Annotated in this window: 15 protein-coding genes and 1 riboswitch; of the genes, 2 read left to right on the top strand and 13 right to left on the bottom strand. The window is 46.1% G+C overall.

Going from position 1 to position 19,365, the window contains the following annotated elements; translation table 11 throughout:
- Positions 1-382: 382 nt before the first annotated feature.
- The 10 genes from glyA to prfA form a co-directional block, all read right to left on the bottom strand.
- Positions 383-1,630 carry a serine hydroxymethyltransferase gene (gene glyA, locus MHI14_RS02755; protein ID WP_165980299.1) on the bottom strand — a complete coding sequence of 416 codons (1,248 nt, stop codon included), beginning with the start codon at positions 1,628-1,630 and terminating at the stop codon, positions 383-385.
- Between the two features lie 256 nt (positions 1,631-1,886).
- Entirely contained in the window at positions 1,887-2,480 is a 594-nt protein-coding gene (locus tag MHI14_RS02750) for a TIGR01440 family protein (RefSeq protein WP_076254013.1), read from the bottom strand.
- A 141-nt stretch (positions 2,481-2,621) separates the two neighbouring features.
- Positions 2,622-2,703: riboswitch (ZMP/ZTP riboswitch) on the bottom strand.
- A gap of 96 nt (positions 2,704-2,799) precedes the next feature.
- A complete protein-coding gene (locus MHI14_RS02745; RefSeq protein ID WP_036612575.1) occupies positions 2,800-3,372 on the bottom strand; it encodes a low molecular weight protein arginine phosphatase in 573 nt (190 codons plus the stop codon).
- Positions 3,373-3,430: 58 nt separating this feature from the next.
- Positions 3,431-3,991, bottom strand: coding sequence for a manganese efflux pump MntP (locus MHI14_RS02740; protein WP_017691925.1), 561 nt, complete (start codon positions 3,989-3,991; stop codon positions 3,431-3,433).
- A 175-nt stretch (positions 3,992-4,166) separates the two neighbouring features.
- Positions 4,167-5,405 (bottom strand): L-threonylcarbamoyladenylate synthase, encoded by a 1,239-nt coding sequence (locus tag MHI14_RS02735; RefSeq protein WP_445670322.1) that lies wholly within the window; start codon positions 5,403-5,405, stop codon positions 4,167-4,169.
- Positions 5,406-5,586: 181 nt separating this feature from the next.
- Positions 5,587-6,252: a stage II sporulation protein R gene (spoIIR, locus tag MHI14_RS02730; RefSeq protein ID WP_341129845.1), complete on the bottom strand. Its 666-nt coding sequence runs from the start codon at positions 6,250-6,252 to the stop codon at positions 5,587-5,589.
- 918 nt (positions 6,253-7,170) lie between these two features.
- Positions 7,171-8,391, bottom strand: a complete 1,221-nt coding sequence (locus MHI14_RS02725) for an FtsW/RodA/SpoVE family cell cycle protein (RefSeq protein ID WP_133386102.1) — start codon at positions 8,389-8,391, stop codon at positions 7,171-7,173.
- Positions 8,392-8,619: 228 nt separating this feature from the next.
- Positions 8,620-9,840, bottom strand: coding sequence for an FtsW/RodA/SpoVE family cell cycle protein (locus MHI14_RS02720; protein ID WP_341129844.1), 1,221 nt, complete (start codon positions 9,838-9,840; stop codon positions 8,620-8,622).
- A gap of 85 nt (positions 9,841-9,925) precedes the next feature.
- Positions 9,926-10,810: a peptide chain release factor N(5)-glutamine methyltransferase gene (prmC, locus tag MHI14_RS02715; RefSeq protein WP_341131668.1), complete on the bottom strand. Its 885-nt coding sequence runs from the start codon at positions 10,808-10,810 to the stop codon at positions 9,926-9,928.
- A 24-nt stretch (positions 10,811-10,834) separates the two neighbouring features.
- Positions 10,835-11,902 (bottom strand): peptide chain release factor 1, encoded by a 1,068-nt coding sequence (prfA, locus tag MHI14_RS02710; RefSeq protein ID WP_091036276.1) that lies wholly within the window; start codon positions 11,900-11,902, stop codon positions 10,835-10,837.
- A gap of 522 nt (positions 11,903-12,424) precedes the next feature.
- Here prfA and MHI14_RS02705 point away from each other — a divergent pair.
- Entirely contained in the window at positions 12,425-13,279 is an 855-nt protein-coding gene (locus tag MHI14_RS02705; RefSeq protein WP_341129843.1) for a carbon-nitrogen hydrolase family protein, read from the top strand.
- Between the two features lie 140 nt (positions 13,280-13,419).
- On the opposite strand, the gene ychF is transcribed toward MHI14_RS02705, so the two are convergent.
- A complete protein-coding gene (gene ychF, locus MHI14_RS02700) occupies positions 13,420-14,520 on the bottom strand; it encodes a redox-regulated ATPase YchF (RefSeq protein WP_062836948.1) in 1,101 nt (366 codons plus the stop codon).
- Positions 14,521-14,712: 192 nt separating this feature from the next.
- Positions 14,713-15,183 (bottom strand): GNAT family N-acetyltransferase, encoded by a 471-nt coding sequence (locus MHI14_RS02695; protein WP_341129842.1) that lies wholly within the window; start codon positions 15,181-15,183, stop codon positions 14,713-14,715.
- Between the two features lie 215 nt (positions 15,184-15,398).
- On the opposite strand from MHI14_RS02695, the gene MHI14_RS02690 reads away from it, so the two are divergent.
- Positions 15,399-15,833, top strand: a complete 435-nt coding sequence (locus tag MHI14_RS02690) for a hypothetical protein (protein ID WP_289390518.1) — start codon at positions 15,399-15,401, stop codon at positions 15,831-15,833.
- Between the two features lie 127 nt (positions 15,834-15,960).
- Here MHI14_RS02690 and MHI14_RS02685 read toward each other — a convergent pair whose 3' ends face one another.
- The gene (locus tag MHI14_RS02685) at positions 15,961-19,209 is read right to left on the bottom strand and encodes an S-layer homology domain-containing protein (protein WP_341129841.1); all 3,249 of its coding nucleotides are present in this window, start codon (positions 19,207-19,209) and stop codon (positions 15,961-15,963) included.
- Positions 19,210-19,365 lie beyond the last annotated feature (156 nt).

The raw sequence follows: 19,365 nt of genomic DNA, 5'->3' as shown, positions 1-19,365 counted from the left end.
CAAATATACCTAGCCACCATTCATGGGCTCGATAAATCCTGTATATTATATCATCACCAACAACGAATTACACCATCAAAGGGCACCCAATCATTACAGATTACCGAATCCTATAAAAAACAGGACCGGAAAATGATCATCCGGTCCTGTTTTGCTCATGCTGTTATGTCATTGAGTGGGAAAAATATGAATACAAGTGATGCTCCGCAAACAGATTGCACCTACGATCGCTGTTATCCCCTGATTTTTTTGATTCTCCTATAAAAGGAGAAAATCATGGGATAAAGGCGAGCGCTTCGCTTCTCCGGTTGCATTCTGCCAGCTTCGTCTTTTGTATTCCAATTTATCAAAACTCAAAAGAAAGCAGCATGAGCAAAGTTTTTTAGTATTTAAGATCTGTATAGAGCGGGAATTGGTCTGTCAGTGCAGTCACTTCTGCACGAGCTTCATCCAACTTCGCTGTATCTTTTGGATTTTTCAGTGTTTTGGCAATGATCTTACCGATCGCTACCATAGCTTCTTCGTTCATGCCACGGGAAGTTGCAGCAGGTGTACCAATTCGAATACCACTCGTTACAAACGGGCTTGTAGGGTCGAATGGAATTGCATTTTTGTTCACGGTAATACCGATGGAATCAAGCACATGCTCAGCTTCCTTACCAGTGATGTTCACGCTGCGTGTGTCGATCAGCATCAAGTGGTTATCTGTACCACCGGATACGATGTTCAATCCTTCAGCGATCAGTGTTTCAGCCAGAACCTGTGCGTTTTTCACAACGTTCTGTGCATATGTTTTGAACGAAGGTTGCAAAGCTTCTCCGAATGCTACCGCTTTGGAAGCGATCACGTGCATTAGAGGTCCACCTTGGGAACCAGGGAATACGGCTTTATCAATCGCTGCTGCCCACGCTTTGCGGCACAGAATCATACCACCACGAGGTCCACGCAGCGTTTTGTGTGTTGTTGTTGTTACGAAATGCGCATGTGGAACCGGGTTTGGATGCAAACCAGCAGCAACCAGTCCTGCGATGTGAGCCATGTCCACCATGAACAAAGCACCTACATCATTGGCAATGGAAGCCAACTTTTCAAAATCAATGGTACGCGGATATGCACTTGCACCTGCAACGATCAGACGAGGGCGGTGTTTGAAAGCCGCTTTGCGTACTTCATCATAATCAATCAGGAATGTATCTTCCTGTACGCCGTATGCTACAAAGTTGTACAGCAAACCGGATGCGTTAACCGGGCTACCGTGTGTGAGGTGTCCACCATGGGCAAGGTTCATACCAAGTACAGTATCACCAGGTTTCAACGCTGCAAGATAAACTGCCATGTTCGCTTGTGCACCGGAGTGAGGTTGAACATTCACGTGTTCTGCTCCGAACAATTCTTTTGCACGATCACGCGCGATGTCTTCAACGATGTCCACATGCTCACAACCGCCATAGTAACGTTTGCCTGGATATCCTTCAGCGTACTTGTTGGTCAGAACAGATCCCAATGCTTCGATTACTGCTTCACTTACGATGTTCTCGGATGCAATCAGTTCGATGTTGTTCTGTTGACGTTTCAGTTCAAGATTCATCGCTTCCAGTACTGCCGGGTCATTCTTGCGCAATTGTTCCATGATTAAATTCCTCCCAGTTTATAAGTGAATTTATAAAGTGAAACTAATGTTTACACAAAAACGGCGAGTGCAACACCAATCTGAAGAAACGAAGTAGTCGCCAAAAAGCTTTCTTTAGAAAGCTACTCCGGAAGCATAGGCTATCACCGGATTTCCCCTTCAAATAGGGAATAAAAAAATCTGGAGATAACAGCGATCGGAAGATGGTGATGCAATCAAAGTCAGGAGTGTAACCCAATTAGTCTCGCTTTATATGTTAGTCACAAAATGTCGAATCTGGTTGTTCTTCCATACGATACACCGCGCGTTCGCCGCCAATCAACTTCGGACGAGTCAACGCTGTGGTCACACGTGCATCTCCAACATAGCGGAGCGCTGTACGATAGGGTACGGCTACATGCCGGAGATGCATCCCAATCATCGTCTCCCCAATGTCCAGTCCCGCATGGGCCTGCACATGTTCAGCCAGGCATGGATCGGTCAGCGAACGATATGCTGCGGATGCCATTGAACCTCCGGCCTTGGGCACGGGTACTGCACCAACCTCGGTCAATCCAAGACGAGTAAGCACAGAACGTTCCATTACCAGCGCACGGTTCAGATGCTCACAACATTGGAATACCGTATCAAAACCGAATTCCTCCTGCACCTCGCGTATACCCGCAAGAAGCTGCTGTGCCACTTCAATGGCACCACTCGTACCAATCCGAGCGCCTGCGACTTCACTTGTGCTTGTACCGATCACAACGATCTGTCCAGGCCCAAGCTGTCCAGCAAGCGCCAGTTCATGCAGAATAGACGCGGTCTGTTCCTGCAATCCGGGTTGTTCCGAATCTAACTCTATAGTCATCCTATCATCGCCTCCCGATAAAATCATGCCCGCTGTCTCTTGGTTGTCCTTCGTATTCTTGCACGGCATCTCAGGTACTATTATAGCGAATAATCAGATGAAAGACGAAAAAAAGAGCAGTCTGCGGGTAACGCAGAATTGCTCTTTTGCCCAGGCGACCGGCCGTTTGTTCCGGTGCTCCATCGTGGTTATGCCCACTTCGTCGCCAGTTACACCGGATCCCTGTTTTCCCCTTCATCATAAAACAACCCGCGTCTAAAATCAACGGTTAATTTACATCACATGTCCTATTTTTATAACCTGCCCCGCAGGATCAGAATTATCCCAGCTTATCCAAAAGCCGGTCCAATGCAGTCCGAATCTCAGCTGCAGCTATATTGTAATCATCACGACTTCCCCCAAATGGATCGGAGATGTCGAAACTTGGGATTCGTTGTCTAATCTCAATGGCTCGTTCACGCTCCGATGCCAGGATCTCTTGCCCAAGGGCACGTTTCATCTCCAGCGTTGCAAACAGGCTGTCCAACTCCTGAACATCACTTAATACCTGTTCATCATCCTCCACATATTCTTTCAATGTATAGGTTTTGTGGACTGAATCGGGAAATACCTGCATGACATGTTGCTTATGACTCCGTGTTAATGTTAGAACCAGATCGGCCCAACCTACCAGGTTAGAGCTAAGTTGTGTGGAATGAGGTGGACCTTCAACGTTATGATCTCTCAACACTGCTTCCGCATGACGGGAGATCGGCATACCCGACGTTGCTGCCACACCTGCAGAGCGAACCTCTACCTGAATGCCACGCTCTGATGCCAGTTTTCGCAAAAGCCCCTCTGCCATGGGGCTGCGGCACGTATTTCCTGTACATACGAATAAAATATGTTTCATTGTGTTAGCCTCCCCATTTTACATATGATGCAAATGATATGATATCTCAAGTTTTATTCTAAAATATAAACAAAAGTCCAAACGCAAGCAAGATTGCGCCACCAATAGCTTCGCCGTAATCCCCAAGATTCTGGCTCACCCGACGGCCTAATAGCAGACCCATAACCGACATCACCCCGCCACAAACGCCGAAAGCAAGTACGGTTAAGATCAGATCACTGCTAAACATCCCTAAGGAAACGCCAACGGAGAACGAATCCACACTTACGCTGAGGGAGAACAAAACAACGCCGAGCAGGGAACGGTGGTCCACCAGCTTTGTATCGCCTTCACGGAATGCATTCAGAATCATATGAGCACCCAGCAAAACAAGCAATCCACCTGCCGCATACGTCGTAATGTCGCCGAGCAGGGAGCTGACGTATTTGCCCATATACATGCCGATGAGCGGCATGATGATATGAAATAGCGCTGTTACAATACTGATTCGCAATACATCCCGCAGCCGAATGCCCTTCATGCCAATTCCGATTCCGAGTGAGAACGCATCGAGGCCAAGCGCAACAGCCATGATCAAAATGGTTACCAACTGCCCTACATGGGCAGACACATCCCACATCCCCATACCCCCAAGTCACGTAAAGGTTCTTGTACACGATATGCGGACAAGGACCTAAACATGACCGATGAAAGGCAAACGGCGACGTTTCTATGGTTGGATGCTGGCTTTATAGAATCTTGATTTTGTTTTGGAAAAAGAGTGATTACTCTCCTGACTGTATGATCAGGAGAGATTAAAAGGATTGCTGGTTGCCAACTTGTATGAGTTGGTTACCCGCAGCCTTGAGCAGCCGATTCATAACGGCTGCTCCCAGCCCTTCGCGTGAGCAGGCTTCAGCCACAATATATGTGGCGCCTTGCTCATCGCAGCTGCGCAGCGCGGCGTATAGCCGGCGCGCTGCTTCTTCCAGCTCGCTGGCGTCGCCCAGCGAGAACACGGCATCGGCGCGGTACTGCTCCGCGTGCTCGGCGAATGCCAGCACCGCGGTGCGCTCTCCGCGCTGCGCCGCCTCTGCGAGGGCGGCGCTGATCCAGGCCGCCACCGCTGCGGGCGGCCCTTCTACCACGCACAGCGCCCCTGCGGGTGCGTAGTGCGTGTACTTCATGCCCGGCGAGCGCGGCGCCGGGCTGCCCACGCCATCGGTCCCCTCCGCGAGTAGCGCGGGGTCCGTGGCGACACGGGCGGCAACGGCGGACAGCTGTTCCGCCGTAATGCCGCCAGGACGCAGGATGGTGACGGTACCGTCGTCACCGACCTGCACAACAGTGGACTCGACGCCCACCCCGGTGGGGCCGCCGTCCACAATGCCGCCGATGCGGCCATACAGATCCTCGCGCACATGAGACGCGAGTGTCGGGCTTGGCCGCCCGGAGCGATTGGCGCTTGGCGCAGCCACAGGGCACGCCGCCGCCGCGATCAACTGCAAGGCCACCGGATGGTCCGGCATGCGCACGGCCACCGTGTCCAAACCGGCGGTGACACGTGGGGACACCGCCCCCGGCCTAACCGGCAGCACCAGCGTCAGTGGTCCCGGCCAGAAGGCCGCCATCAGCGCTTCCGCCGTTTCGTTCACTTCCGTGACCAGCGCATCCAACTGGTCACGGTGCGCGATATGCACAATCAGTGGATTGTCGGAAGGTCGGCCTTTGGCGACAAATACAGCCTCCACGGCTGCTGTGCTACGCGCATTAGCACCCAGGCCATAGACCGTCTCGGTCGGAAAGGCCACCGTCTGACCTTGACGAATGCAGGCTGCGGCAGCCTGCAAGTCGGCGAGCGCCTGTTGATCGGCGCTCCCCTTTTTCATACCCAACAATTCAATATTACCCATTCCATGATCATTCTCCGCGGCCAACAAAACACGTACATCCCATATCTCGGTGACCAGCTCTCCCGGAGTTTTCATCTCGCGATCTTCTCTAATATTCCTCAACTCAGAGGTGTGTTGCACAGGTTCGTTTTCTCTGCTCATATATCATCATTCCTAAGTTTCAAGTAGGTTAGTTCATATCCATATTCAATATAAGTAATTATAACATACCTGTCCCAACTCGGATGCCCTTCAAACTTCGCCCGGAAATTCACCACTAATTCATATTAAGAGGGCAGCTCCCTGAATCGAAGTCGCCCTCTGTTATAATATAAATACGTTGTTATGCGAACAATCCAGTTACCCAACTCCACAGTTTCACAGCCATATCCCACAGAAAGAATCTTGCTTCCGGTGCCGGTGTATCTCCCTGCACAGATGCCTCGGCATCTCCTGGTTCAGCCGCTGCGGCCGATACCGTTGAAGGTTTCGCCAGTGCATCCCCGGTCCCTGCATCAATGAAGCACAACGGCGGGAACAACACACACCACCAGTTCTGACCTTTTCCTTCGCCCAGCGTAATCCGAACCGCTTCATAATCTCCGGCAGGATAGACGGTACCCCCATACAGCTTGGTCGGGAACGGAACGGAACCCAGCTCTACCTGATATTCATAATTTAAACCGCGACTGGCCAACTCTTCTCCTACTCTATTCTCAATCTCGGACAAATGCTCACGAATAACCTTGCGCGCTTCATCCAGACTTTGCGGATTCTCCAGTTCGGCTACCCACTCGCCCATCTGAGCAACGACAGCATCCCGAATCTCACGTTTCACCAATTGATCTCCCGGTGCATCCGAGTTTGCTAGAATACGCAAACGAATTGATTGTTCCGGAATTGCTGTGGCCGCCACAGCTGCATCCGTTTTCTGACCTTCCCACATCATGATAATCATCATAAGACATACAATAATAAGTCCAATTTGTTTTACAATTCTTCTGCTCATTCCGTTCTCCCCCTCGGCTCTCTGATCACGCTACCTGCAACTCTCTCATGTCTATCAGTATGCCCGGGAGAACCGGAAGTAAACCTAGCATTTGCAATAAATCTACTAGAGTTTGTTCAAAAGTCTGCTTTTGATTACGAAGGATGCCTAGCTGCATCATCAACGTTGAATATGAAATTCAGACAAAATAAGCGGGAGGCTTACGAAGGTTGTTTCCAAAGGAAATATTTTGATTGCTCGCGTAGTTTATCCTTCGCTCCATTACTCCATTTCTAGCCTCATCATCTTCTCGGTACTGAAAACCCAACTTTTTGAACACGTACTACTAGAATGTGTGTTTAAACCCAGGCAAGTTATACGATGACAAATATCAGCGTCCAAAAAGACTTGAAGACTGTACTGGCTGACCCTAGGCGAATGACTCTCGCGAATGACCAGTCAATGTTCTAAGGAACCGAGGACGTCATATTTGCCCTTCAGGTCTTCTTTTGAAATTGTAAGGAACATGAGGCACGTTATTTCCCAAAATCATCTGATCAACACGCTACAAAAGGCTGTTTATGCTGATATAACGTGTCTCAGATTCCTTAGTTTTCTCTAGGCACTTCAAATCCCTGAATAAGATGCGTCAGGTTCGTTAGCTCCTAACTCTTAACTCCTAACCCCCTAACAGCTGGCACTTGAATCGTCACATCATGCTCAACACTCTATTTCCAACTCTTTCAGGTGCGCCTCAGCCTACAGCAGGCTCGAAGACACCTCTGCATTGCTTCAATCATCTCTCATTCAATCATTCTCACCTATCATGTTAAAAAGGCTGATCTGCACCTGATTACAGGACAAATCAACCTCTTTATTCCTACGAAAGATCACGTTATACACTCACCGCTTTACTTTTCACCTACAGCGACTCAACAGCTACACAGCACTTTTCTCTTTCTTGAGCATATTCCATAAACGTTCCGACAACCGAGGTTGCTGCTCCCCTATGAGAAGTTCATCTTCCTCTTCTTGTCCATACAACTTAATGCTCATGACTACACCGATACAAGCCATATTAATGAGCAAGGAGGTGCCGCCGTAACTGATGAACGGTAACGTAATACCTGTGAGTGGCATCAGTCCGAGGAACGCCCCCACGTTCTCAAACACCTGATACAACAACATTCCGATAATACCTACAATGATGACGGGTCCAGCGCGATCTCTGCATGCCAGAGCAATCAGCACCATACGTTGAATCAGAATAAAGTACAACAGAATCAGTACGGATGCACCAACAAAGCCAAACTCCTCTGCGATCACAACAAAAATGGAATCAGAATACGTATAGGGGACTCGTCCACTCTGAACGGATGTTCCTTGCAAATAACCTTTGCCAATGATGCCGCCTGAACCGATGGCTAAACCTGCATTTTTCGTATGCCAGGAAGCTTTGGAGGTAGCCTTTTCCGGTACAAGCCAGGGATCAATACGCTCTGCCCAATGCTCACGTTTTATCTTCTCAAGAAAAGTGAATACTTCATCATGGTAGAAGGTATAGGCTTTAACAAAACCAAAGAACGCTACCCCCACGATCGCCAGTGCAATCAATGCGTGCTTCAGCCTCATATTTCCGATCCAGAATACCGCAGCCAGAATCACCACATACCCCAGCGCATTTCCCAGATCATTCTGAGCCATAACAAGTGCAAACGGAATAAACGCCCAGCAGCCAATCGGCACAATATCTCTCCAAAATTTCAGCGTGCCTCGTTGTCTCTTCACAATCAAATGGGCGAGAAACAGAATCAGAATCATCTTGAACAGCTCTGCCGGTTGAAAAGAAAAATTCTCGCCAAGCTTCAGCCAACCGTTGGCGTTATTGATCGAACTTCCCAGGACATTAGCCAGAATCAGCAGTATAATTCCCAAGCCATACAAATAAAACGCATATCTCACGTATAACTTGTAATTCACAAGCCCGATCACAAGCACCGCAATGAACCCGGCCACATAGAAATAAATTGTTTTGACATGGTGATTCGCCAGTTTGGCATCTGTCTGCGTTCCGCTGTAAATCGCAAATACACTAATAATCATGAGCAACAGCATTACAAAAAGAATAACACCGTCCATCTTTTTCAGCATTCTCAACATGACTCCGTCCATCCCCCTGAAATCTAGCATTCTATGATTTCCAATTAAACTCAATATTACCATTGTATATAATTGGATAATAAAATGGAAATCCTAATCTTCACAGGAACAAACAAAAAACCCCGGAGCAGCTATCCCAATGTGACTGGGATAGGCCTGTTCCAGGGTTCTATAGTTATATCGCTATTTACGCTTATACGCATATATCTTACGTTCTGTTCACGAGAGTTATTGCTCTTGCTGCGACGGCTTCCGTCTGAACAACTTCATGACCATCTCAGTGATACTGAGTTGTTCTGAAGAACCCAGGATATCTTCATTTTCTTCCGTGTGAACTTTAATACTCATGACAACACCCATACTGAGCATGTTGAGCACAAGAGAGGTACCACCGAAACTGATAAATGGAAGTGTGATCCCTGTTAATGGCATCAGACCGATAAACGGACCAATATTAACAAAAATCTGATATAGCAGCATCGAAATAATACCTACAATCAGGTACGGCCCAGCCCGATCTTTGCACTCCAGTGCGATCAACACCAGCCTGTGAATCAGAATAAAGTAGAGCAGTAACAATACCGAGGCTCCAACAAAACCGAATTCTTCACCAATCTGCACAAAGATGGAATCCGCGTATGCGAGCGGTACTCGATTGGACTGGATTGTCGTACCTTCGAGATACCCTTTACCACTGATTCCTCCGGAACCGATGGCTAACTTGGCATTATAGGTCTGCCACAATACATCTCTGGATGTCTGTTCTGGCACGAGCCAAGGGTCAAACCGCTCAGCCCAGTGAGCACGTCCAATATCCTTGAGGAACTTGGCAACTTCATCATGATAATGAATATAGGCCTGTGTTCCACCAATAAAGGCAGCGACAGCAATCACAAAACCAATCAATGCATGGCTGAATTTCACATTGCCAATCCACAACAGGCCGACAAGAATGACTACATAACTCAAAGCATTCCCCAAGTCATTTTGAAGTAGAACCAACAACAAGGGAGGCAAAACGCACAGTGCGATCGGAATGACATCCCGCCCGAAGAATAAGGGTCTGTTTTTCTTTCTCGCAAGCAGAGCAGACAGGAAAACGATTAAACATAGCTTAAATAATTCCGCAGGCTGCAAACTCAGGCCAAATATGGATAACCAACCTTGAGCTCCATAATACGTAACACCGAAAAAGTTAACGATGACGAGTAGCAGTAAGCCCACACCGTAGATATATAAATAGTTTTTGATGATCACTTTATAGTTAATCATGGACATTCCGAAGAATACGATGAAACCTATAATATAGAAAATCCCTGCCTTTTGGGGATAGGATTCCCATCTTGGACGACCAAACGTTGTACTGTAAATCGATAAAATACTGATACCCATCAGAATAACGAGTATAAAGACAATAGAATAGTCTATCTTTTTAAATTTGTGCAGCATGTAATTATGTTCCCCCAAGCATTCAGAAATCTTCGGTATATCTCATTGTAGAGGATTTCACGGTAAAAAGAAAACCCGCGGAACCTTACATTTTCGTCACCTGTTCCGAAGTACGAACACCCAGGACATGCCGCTCGATTCCGGCAAGGTCCGGTACAATGATAATTTTCGGCCAATGTCCCGCCGTTTCAAGCAGATCCGCGATGTCGCGAGCCTGCCCCTGGCCAAGTTCAAAACCAATGATCTGCGGCGGCGCAGGCAGCAGCGCCAGTTGCTCCAGCATGATACGGTACGGTGCAAGCCCGTCCGGACCGCCGTCCAGTGCCATGCGCGGCTCATGATCGCGCACCTCTTGTTGTAACCCGGCTATATCCGCCGCCGGGATATATGGCGGGTTGGACACCAAGATGTCCACCCGAGCCCCGGCGAACGGGGCCAGCAGATCGCCTTCACGGAAGTCGATCTGTACCCCGTTCGCGGCCGCGTTACGCGCGGCCACTTGCAGGGCAGCCGCCGAGAGATCTCCGGCGCCTACCTGCCAGCGCGGGCGTAGTGAAGCCATCGTCACCGCGATGGCGCCACTGCCCGTGCCAATATCGACGGCGAACGGAGCGCCGTCAGGAAACACGCGGTCGGCTTCGCGCAGCACAGCCTCGACCAGCAGCTCGGTCTCCGGCCGCGGAATCAGCACGGCCGGCGTGACCTCGAACGGCAGCCCATAGAATTCCTGGCTGCCGATAATGTATTGCGCCGGCTCACCCGCAGCCTTGCGCGTGACGGCGTCTTCCCAGCGGCTGCGATGCTCGCTGGGAAAGGGCTCCGGCTGCATCATGTAATACGCGGCGCCATAAACGCCGAGTACATGTTCCAGCAGCAGCCGGGCATTGTTTTGCGGCTCATACACGCCGCACTTCTCCAAAAAAGAGGAAGCCTCCACGAAGGCTTCCCGACAGCTCTGTTCCGGCGTCATGACAAACTGCGCGCGGGTCACAGATTATTCTCCTCTATCCATCATCTCAGTCTGCTGAGCAATGGTCAGTGCAGACAAAATATCTTCAATCTCTCCGTTCATCACCTGATCCAGCTTGTGCATTGTCAGGCCGATGCGGTGATCGGTCACACGGCTTTGCGGGAAGTTGTACGTACGAATACGCTCACTGCGGTCGCCCGTTCCCACTTTGCTCTTCCGCTCAACAGAGATCTTTGCTTCCTCTTCCATACGTTTCATATCGAAGATACGTGTACGCAGAACCTGCAACGCTTTTTCCTTGTTGGAGTTCTGTGATTTTCCATCCTGACATGTCGCCACGATTCCCGTTGGAACGTGCGTTACCCGTACTGCGGATTTCGTCGTATTAACCGATTGTCCACCGGCACCACTGGAACAGAACGTATCAACACGGATGTCTTTATCATGAATTTCGATATCGAAATCTTCGGCTTCAGGCATAACTGCAACCGTTGAAGTTGACGTATGAATACGTCCGCCGGATTCGGTTGTTGGAATACGCTGTACACGGTGTGCGCCGCTTTCGTATTTCATTTTGCTGTATGCGCCACGTCCGTTGATCAAGAAAACAACCTCTTTGAATCCACCGAGATCATTTGTGTTCACGTCCATCAGCTCTACACGCCAGCCTTGTGCATCTGCATAACGTGTGTACATGCGGTACAGATCTGCTGCAAACAACGCTGCTTCATCTCCACCAGCTGCTCCGCGAATCTCAACAATAACGTTTTTGTCGTCATTCGGATCTTTTGGCAACATGAGTACACGAATCAATTCGTCCAATTCCTTCTGGCGAGTGCTCAGTTCGTCAATTTCCATTTTGACCATTTCGCGCATCTCATCATCCAGTTTCTCACCCTGCATTTCCTTCGCAGCTTCGAGATCCTGACTTACCTGTTTGTATTCATTGTACGCTTCATAAGTCGGTTGCAGATCGGATTGTTCTTTGGAGTATTCCCGCAACTTTTTGTTGTCACTTGCCACATCCGGGTCACACAAAAGCTCGCTCAACTTGTCATAACGGTCGGCTAACGCCTGTAATTTATCCAACATGTATAGTCACCTCACGCATTATTTTGTCCAAGCACATCATATTTTCGATAATTATTTCAATTCAACATTAATTACATCTATAATCTATATTCCACAACGCACAGGATTCTCACCGAATCCCCTGACCGCAGCATGTATTCACATTCATGTATGATCGACGTATAACATCGCTACAACGTCATCAAATCCTTTACTTTTAAAGTGATATCAAGAAATCGTGTACCCTGTATGAAACTCGCTTCAGCTCATCTGTTCAAGCGCGAATTTTAACGTGGTATACGACTCTTAATTATAGCATATTCTTACGGTTCTGAATAGTAACTATTCCGCAGGCGGATGAACTAATTTTTATAATGCAATTTTTCTCAACTTTCACTCGTTGCCATCCCGCTGATGGATTCGCCTACCGAAAATATTTGTAACAAATAGATCATTCCAGTTTATTTCTGATGTTGTAAAATATATACAAGGGACTCTATAATTCATAGTTTTGATATTTTAGTTTAGGAGGGAATGGATGATATGAACTTAACACCAGCTATTTTTCCAACAGAAAAATTAAAGATTGCTTTGGCACAATGTTCTTCGATCGACGGAAATATTGAAGAGAACGTTAATAGGGCTTATGAGATGATTGAAGAAGCTGGAAAAGAGCATGCCGATATTATCATGTTTCCAGAAAAATACCTGACGGGATATGTGCCAGAAATCGTAGAATCCAATTTAACTGAATATACACTATCCATTAATGATGCGAGGATTGAAAAGTTGCGTCAAGCATGCAAAAAGTACGGCATTTGGTCAATCATCGGAACCCCTTTAAGAAGAGGCGAGGATGTGTTCATCTCTTCAATTATAATAGATTCCAATGGCAATGAAGTAGGTGTTTATGACAAGTCTCATTTATTTCAGACCGAAAAGGAAATCTTTTCAACCAATAATGAGCAGGTCATCATCAAATTAAAGAACTGGAGTATTGGGATGGCCATCTGTTATGACGCAGGTTTTCCTGAACATTCTCGTCTTTTAGCACAAAATGGCTGTCATTTATATATGGGTAGCTCTCTTTTTAGTAAAGGAATGGGGTACAAAGAGTCACGAGTATGGTTTCCTGCCCGCGCTCTGGATAATACGATATTTACAGCGATGTGTAATCACGTTGGAACAACCGGAGTCTGGGATACGTGTGGACATAGCGGTGTATGGAACCCTCTAGGTGATAATATAATTGATGCCTCGCAAGACAACGTTGAGTTGCTCATAGCTGAATTAGACCCCGATCTTCTTAATCAAGCTAGAAATGGCGAAAGAATGCTTGCGGATTCGTTTGATATAAATAAAGAACACTATTCTTTCAAGACTATTGTCAGTAATTAAGCAAACCTCGTATGAATTGAAGCGTACATAAGTACATTACGATTGAAGTGGCCCCATACATCGATACTAAAAACCCTACAATCTTCAGGAGAAGATCGTAGGGTTTTGGTTATTGAATCTACATATAAAGGTGTAACAACTTATACGTTGAAACGGAAGTGCATAACGTCGCCGTCATTTACAACGTACTCTTTACCTTCAAGACGAAGTTGTCCGCGCTCTTTGGCACCGTTCATGGAACCCGCTGCAACCAGATCGTCGTAGGAAACAACTTCAGCACGGATGAATCCACGTTCGAAGTCAGTGTGAATAACACCCGCTGCGCCTGGTGCTTTAGTACCCTTACGGATTGTCCAAGCACGAACTTCCTGCACACCTGCTGTGAAGTATGTGTACAGACCGAGCAATTTGTAGGCTGCTTTGATCAACAGGTTCAGACCGGAATCCTCGATACCGAGTTCTTCCAGGAACATTTGTTTATCTTCGCCTTCCAGCTCAGAAATTTCTTCTTCAACCTTCGCGCTGATTGGCACCACTTCTGCATTTTCAGCAGCTGCGAATTCCCTTACTTTTTGCACATAAGCATTGTTTGCCACATCACCGATTTCGTCCTCAGCTACATTGGCTGCGTACAGAACAGGCTTCAGGGTAAGCAAGTGCAGATCACGTATGATCAGAAGCTCATCATCGGTAAGTTCCATGCTGCGTGCCGGCTTGTCATCGTACAGAACAGCCTTCACTCTCTCCAATACTTCTACTTCTTGAGAGGCAGTCTTGTTGCCGCCCTTCATGTTTTTCTTGGAGCGATCGATTTTCTTCTCAACACTCTCGATATCGGCCAGGATCAGCTCCAGATTGATCGTCTGGATGTCGCTTACCGGGTCAATTTTGCCATCAACGTGTGTAATGTTCTCATCTACAAAGCAACGTACCACGTGTACAATCGCGTCTACTTCACGGATGTGGGCAAGGAACTTGTTACCAAGACCTTCGCCTTTGCTCGCACCACGAACAAGACCAGCGATATCTACAAACTCAAACGCCGTTGGTACTGTTTTCTTAGGTACAACGAGTTCTGTCAGTTTGTCCAAACGCTCATCTGGTACTTCAACGATCCCCACGTTAGGGTCAATCGTACAGAACGGATAGTTTGCCGATTCGGCACCTGCTTGTGTAATTGCGTTAAACAATGTAGATTTACCAACGTTAGGCAAACCCACGATTCCAGCTTTCAAAGCCATGTATATGACAACTCCTCATTGATTACTTGTTCGGTATGGATAATCCTATACATTATATATGACAAACCTCAAGGCATCAAGGAACTTCGCCAATTCGACCAGAGTCCCATCCGCTTCCCGAAATCCCCGGTTAATGCAGATAATTCGTTTTGCGCAGATCTTAAGTTTTGCCTAGAATATCCGCTATTAGGTTTACCCTTTGATTTCCTTATACATCGTCAGATCCGTTACCTCATATCCCATCTTGCGATACAGGCTGCTCGCCCGCACATTATGTCCAAAGACATGCAAACCAATGCGATCCACGCCAAGACTCAAGGCCGTCTGTTCAAGCGCCTGCATCGTCTCTGTTCCGTATCCCTTACCACGGTGTGCTTCTTCAACCACAATATCCAGCAAAAAAGCATCTTTTCCACGGCGATTATCCGTGATATTAAACCAGATATACCCCACGTTGCCGTCCACAGGGTGCACCAGATTGTAGAGATACGCTCCAGGTGTGTTCAAGCCTTCTGGCAGATAACGTTCATAAGATTCCTCCGCCAGTTGCTGTGCCTCTTCCTCAGCCCAGGTGCCCGCTTCTACTTTTTCCTGTGCAAAATCCTTAATCGATCGAATGCGAAAACTCGCATAATCTTCCTGATTCATTGGAGAAATTTTCAACTTTTTCCCCTCCTTATTTCGAGTGATCTTGATTATGTATGATCTCTGTGCAGCCCTTTTTGCACTACTAGTATCTTATTGTATCCTGTTCTTCCGCTTAGCGCATGAAGTTATTCTGACGATTTGGATTTCAATTTTCATATTTATCCATTTTAATTATAACTTTTGATCTCTTCCCATCGTTTATACCTCATGAAGGAAAGGAGTGGATCACATTGAACACACGTCGCCGATTCTCAAAAAAGAAAATTATTATCATGTCCGCCATCGTACTCGTCATAGGCATCATCGCCTTTAAGAGCTTGCTGAATGCAGTCGATCCCTTTCGCCATTTAAGGATCACGATCCACAACCAGTCCGACTATGATCTCACCAATATTCAGGCTAGCCTAGTCCAAGGCGACAACTCATCTAACAACAACGAGAGTGGCTCCACCTACGTATTTGATAAGGATATTCCCAGTGGAACAAACGTGAAATTCGCCCCACGGCTGAAACTTTCCGGCGAGGGCGCCATCTCCTTGGCGTTTACGGACAGCCGCGGCAAAACCTATAACAAAATGGTTTGCGGTTATACGGAATACTTGTCAGGCAATTCCTACGTTACTGTAACCAATGGGAATATCACCGTGAAAGATGAATGTATGTAAAAGGTAGATCAGTCAATCATCAAATAAACATGCAATCTCCCTTTAGGAAGATTGCATGTTAGGGTCCTATTTTATTCAACATCGTTTATCACCGTTATTAGTTAGTAAAAAGAACTTTTCGGGCCTTTTACTTCTTGCTATGCAATAGGTTATAGATTATCATTGCAGCCTCCTGTCGGGTTAGCTGCTTTTTAGGCATAAACTTCCGATCGGGGTATCCTTTCATAACAGATTCTTGAGTTACAAGACTGATACTATTTCTAGCCCAATTGGAAATCATTTGGTTGTCATCGTAAAGTGTGAATGATGATAATACATAACCTTGTTTTTTCATTACGTTCTCAATCATACTTGATGCTTCTTCTCTCGTAACGTCCACATTCGGTCTAAGCGAACCATCATTGAATCCTTTAAGTATACCTTGTTGTAATGCAGGAGTTATCTCCGAATAGTACCAAGAGTTAGATTGAACATCGTTGAATTCATTAATATAAGGAACCACAGAATTATATCCAAGGGCTCGTTGTAAGAAGATTGCAAATTCGGCTCTCGTCACTTTTTGATGTCCACCAAACGAACCATCGGAATAGCCTTTGACAATTCCCTTCTGTGCCAAGTAGATAATAGCTTCCTTCGCATAACTCTTTTCTATATCTCTAAAAGTAACACTTGCAGGATTTTTCACTTCTCCATTCGAACCCACAACTTGAGTATCAATTGTAATGCTGTCGTTTTCCCCCGTAACCACACTAGGGATAGGGGTATTATTAACATTATGGTAAGGAGGAATAGGATAATTATATCCATATACCGTTGCACCACTTCCATCTGCTGGAGTTGTTACAGCAACCGTCTGTTTGCCAATGACCTCTTCTGATCCATCAGGTCTGACACGAACAGCGATGACATTATACTCATAATATTTATTTCGTTCGACGCCCACTTCACTAAACTGCAACTTACCGTTCACAGCAGTCACCATACCCTCATCACGTGTTTCTCCAGTGGCAGTATTCAAATACGTCTTACGGTAAACACCGTTTCCTAGAGGTTCGTACTTCGTTTGTGGATTACGTTCAACGTAATGAACTGCTCCTTCAATAGGTTGATATTCAAAGGCAATCGTTGCGTTTGAGGCATTCATTGGAGCCACATTCATCGGTTGAGGTATGCCCGCCGTCTGCACTTCGATTGTACTAGATTCAACCTTTCCGTATTTGTTACTCGCTACAACCCGATAGGTATATGTTCTTCCTGGTTGGAGCGTGTATGCGATCATCGTATTTGAATGACCTGACCATACTTTACTCACTTGATCCTGGTAGATCTCATACTGGGTTGCGCCCTCCACCAGATTCCATTGTAGGTCCACTCTATTATCGTACACTCGATTGACTCTGATGTTAATTTGGCCTTTCGGTGCCTCGTCCTCAGTCACTTTAGGAATTTTCACACTTTTAACTGCAGCTGAACCTTCGTTGTCTCCGTCCCTGCCAACCACTTTATAGATGTATGTGGTGTCAGGTGTTACATTTACATCCTCGTATAAAGTTGACTTGGTTACCGCCAAAGGCTGATCATTACGGGTGATCACATACTCTACTGCATGGTCTACCTTGCTCCACGTAAGTCTAACTTTGGTGGAATTCAGTGCTTCTGCTCGGAAATCTGGTGGATATGGAATATGAGGTACATTTCCGATGGTGTACTTCGTTTCCTCACTGTAAATTTCGCCTTTGCGAGCTACTAATGTATACGTAGTGACAGCATTAAAATTCACACCTTCGTCTATATATTCTACAAGCGGACCCTCATAAAGGATTATGGAACCACGCTTGAGTATATATTGTTCAGCACCTTCCACAGCGTACCACTTCAACTGAATACCATTGTTACCGCCAGGACCCGAGTAGTAATATCTAGGTTTGTCGAGTTTTGTGATCACCGGCTCCCCGTCAGCTAGGGTCGGAATAACGTAAGGATCTTCAGGAGTCCCCTGTCCTTTAAATTCCACATTATTTTTTAAGAAGGCTTTATATTTGAAGTTTTGTACCGCGCTGCCTGCTGCAACAGAGTTTATATGATTATTTGGGAATGCATCAGATCCAGTGGCTATCTCCGTAAAAACAGGCCCCTTATTACCATGTTTTGCATTTTCATATGTATTAGGATTAGCCAAAGCCAGGCTGGATATCATCTGATTCGGACGATTAGGATCATTTAGAACAACCCCTGTATATTTCTCTAAATCCTCCTTGGTAACGATCCCTACAGGAGATGAATAGCCATTAACGTACTCCCCTGTATCAAACGCATTGACATTCCACCATAGCGTGTTAAAAGGAGACTGCTTGTCTTCTTTAATTTTATTTAGTTCATAGCCCACACTATCTGCGAACTTGGAATACAGGTCTACTCTCCATCTAGCACTATCACCTTGTGTATCAATATATTTAGAAACGGTATTCTGAGAGATTAAGGTTTGATTATCCACGAGGTACCATTTACCGTATTGCTTAAGATCAACGACTGATCCAAACCCCGCCTTGGAAACTCCTAAAGTATAAGCATCCTTTGCAGGAGGCGTGATTATAAATTCTAATGAACGTTGAGTGGAGTCTGTAGGATTCGTCCAAGCTAACCTGATTACATTTTTCTCACCTTGTTTCAAACCATTAATGAGAGCACTTGAGCTGGATTGGCTGTTCAGATCAGTATTTTTCACGTCATTGACGTACACCTCTGCCTGTACATTGGCATCTTGCTTGTAAAACAGACTGATCGCATTGCCATTCACAAGCCCCCAGTTTACATAAGTGAAAGCGCCATTTACATCTTCTAACTCACCTGAAAGTTTCCCCGTAAAATCAATTCTACCCACATCATCGTAAATTGGCGCAGGTCCCTTCAATCTAACGAAGAGTAACTCTTGTTCTCCGTATTTTTCTCCGTCATAAGCGAGAACTCCGATCCTATATGTTTCATCTGATGCAACTCTTGTTATTGTGTACGTTCTTATATTTTTATCCATAGCAACTTCTCGATTGACAGTAACAGCATATTTAGTTGCTCCGGGAACTTCATCCCAAGACAACGTTATGGAGTTTTCCGTCGTGGTTACCGTTACGTTAGGTTTCGGCAAATATGACTTAGTATTGGTATCACTTATCGTTTCAGACGATGTAGACAATATAGAAGTGTTTCTCTCAGACAAGTCGACAGAGTTATCATTCGACTTGGAAGACTCCGTAGTTATTTTATCTGTACGAGGCTCGTCATTCGCATGAGCTACTTCTGTCCCTACTCCTGAAATCAGTATATTAACCAACAATAAATTAATAACTAGCATGAAAATTAATAAGTTCTTGAACTTCATGTAAGTATCACCTCTAAGGAAATTGTGTTTAATGCCTCATATCTCATATGTATGATCTTAACAAACCTGCTTTATTACTTTGGATATGTAAAACTTAAATATATACTTATAATTTCAAAATTTTAACTTCTAGTCGTGAGTCAATCCATCCTTTCT

The organism is Paenibacillus sp. FSL K6-2393 (assembly GCF_038002545.1).
Classification (GTDB): domain Bacteria; phylum Bacillota; class Bacilli; order Paenibacillales; family Paenibacillaceae; genus Paenibacillus.
The sequence above is the reverse complement of the archived record's forward strand: the minus strand, read 5'-3'. Positions and strand labels throughout refer to the sequence as shown.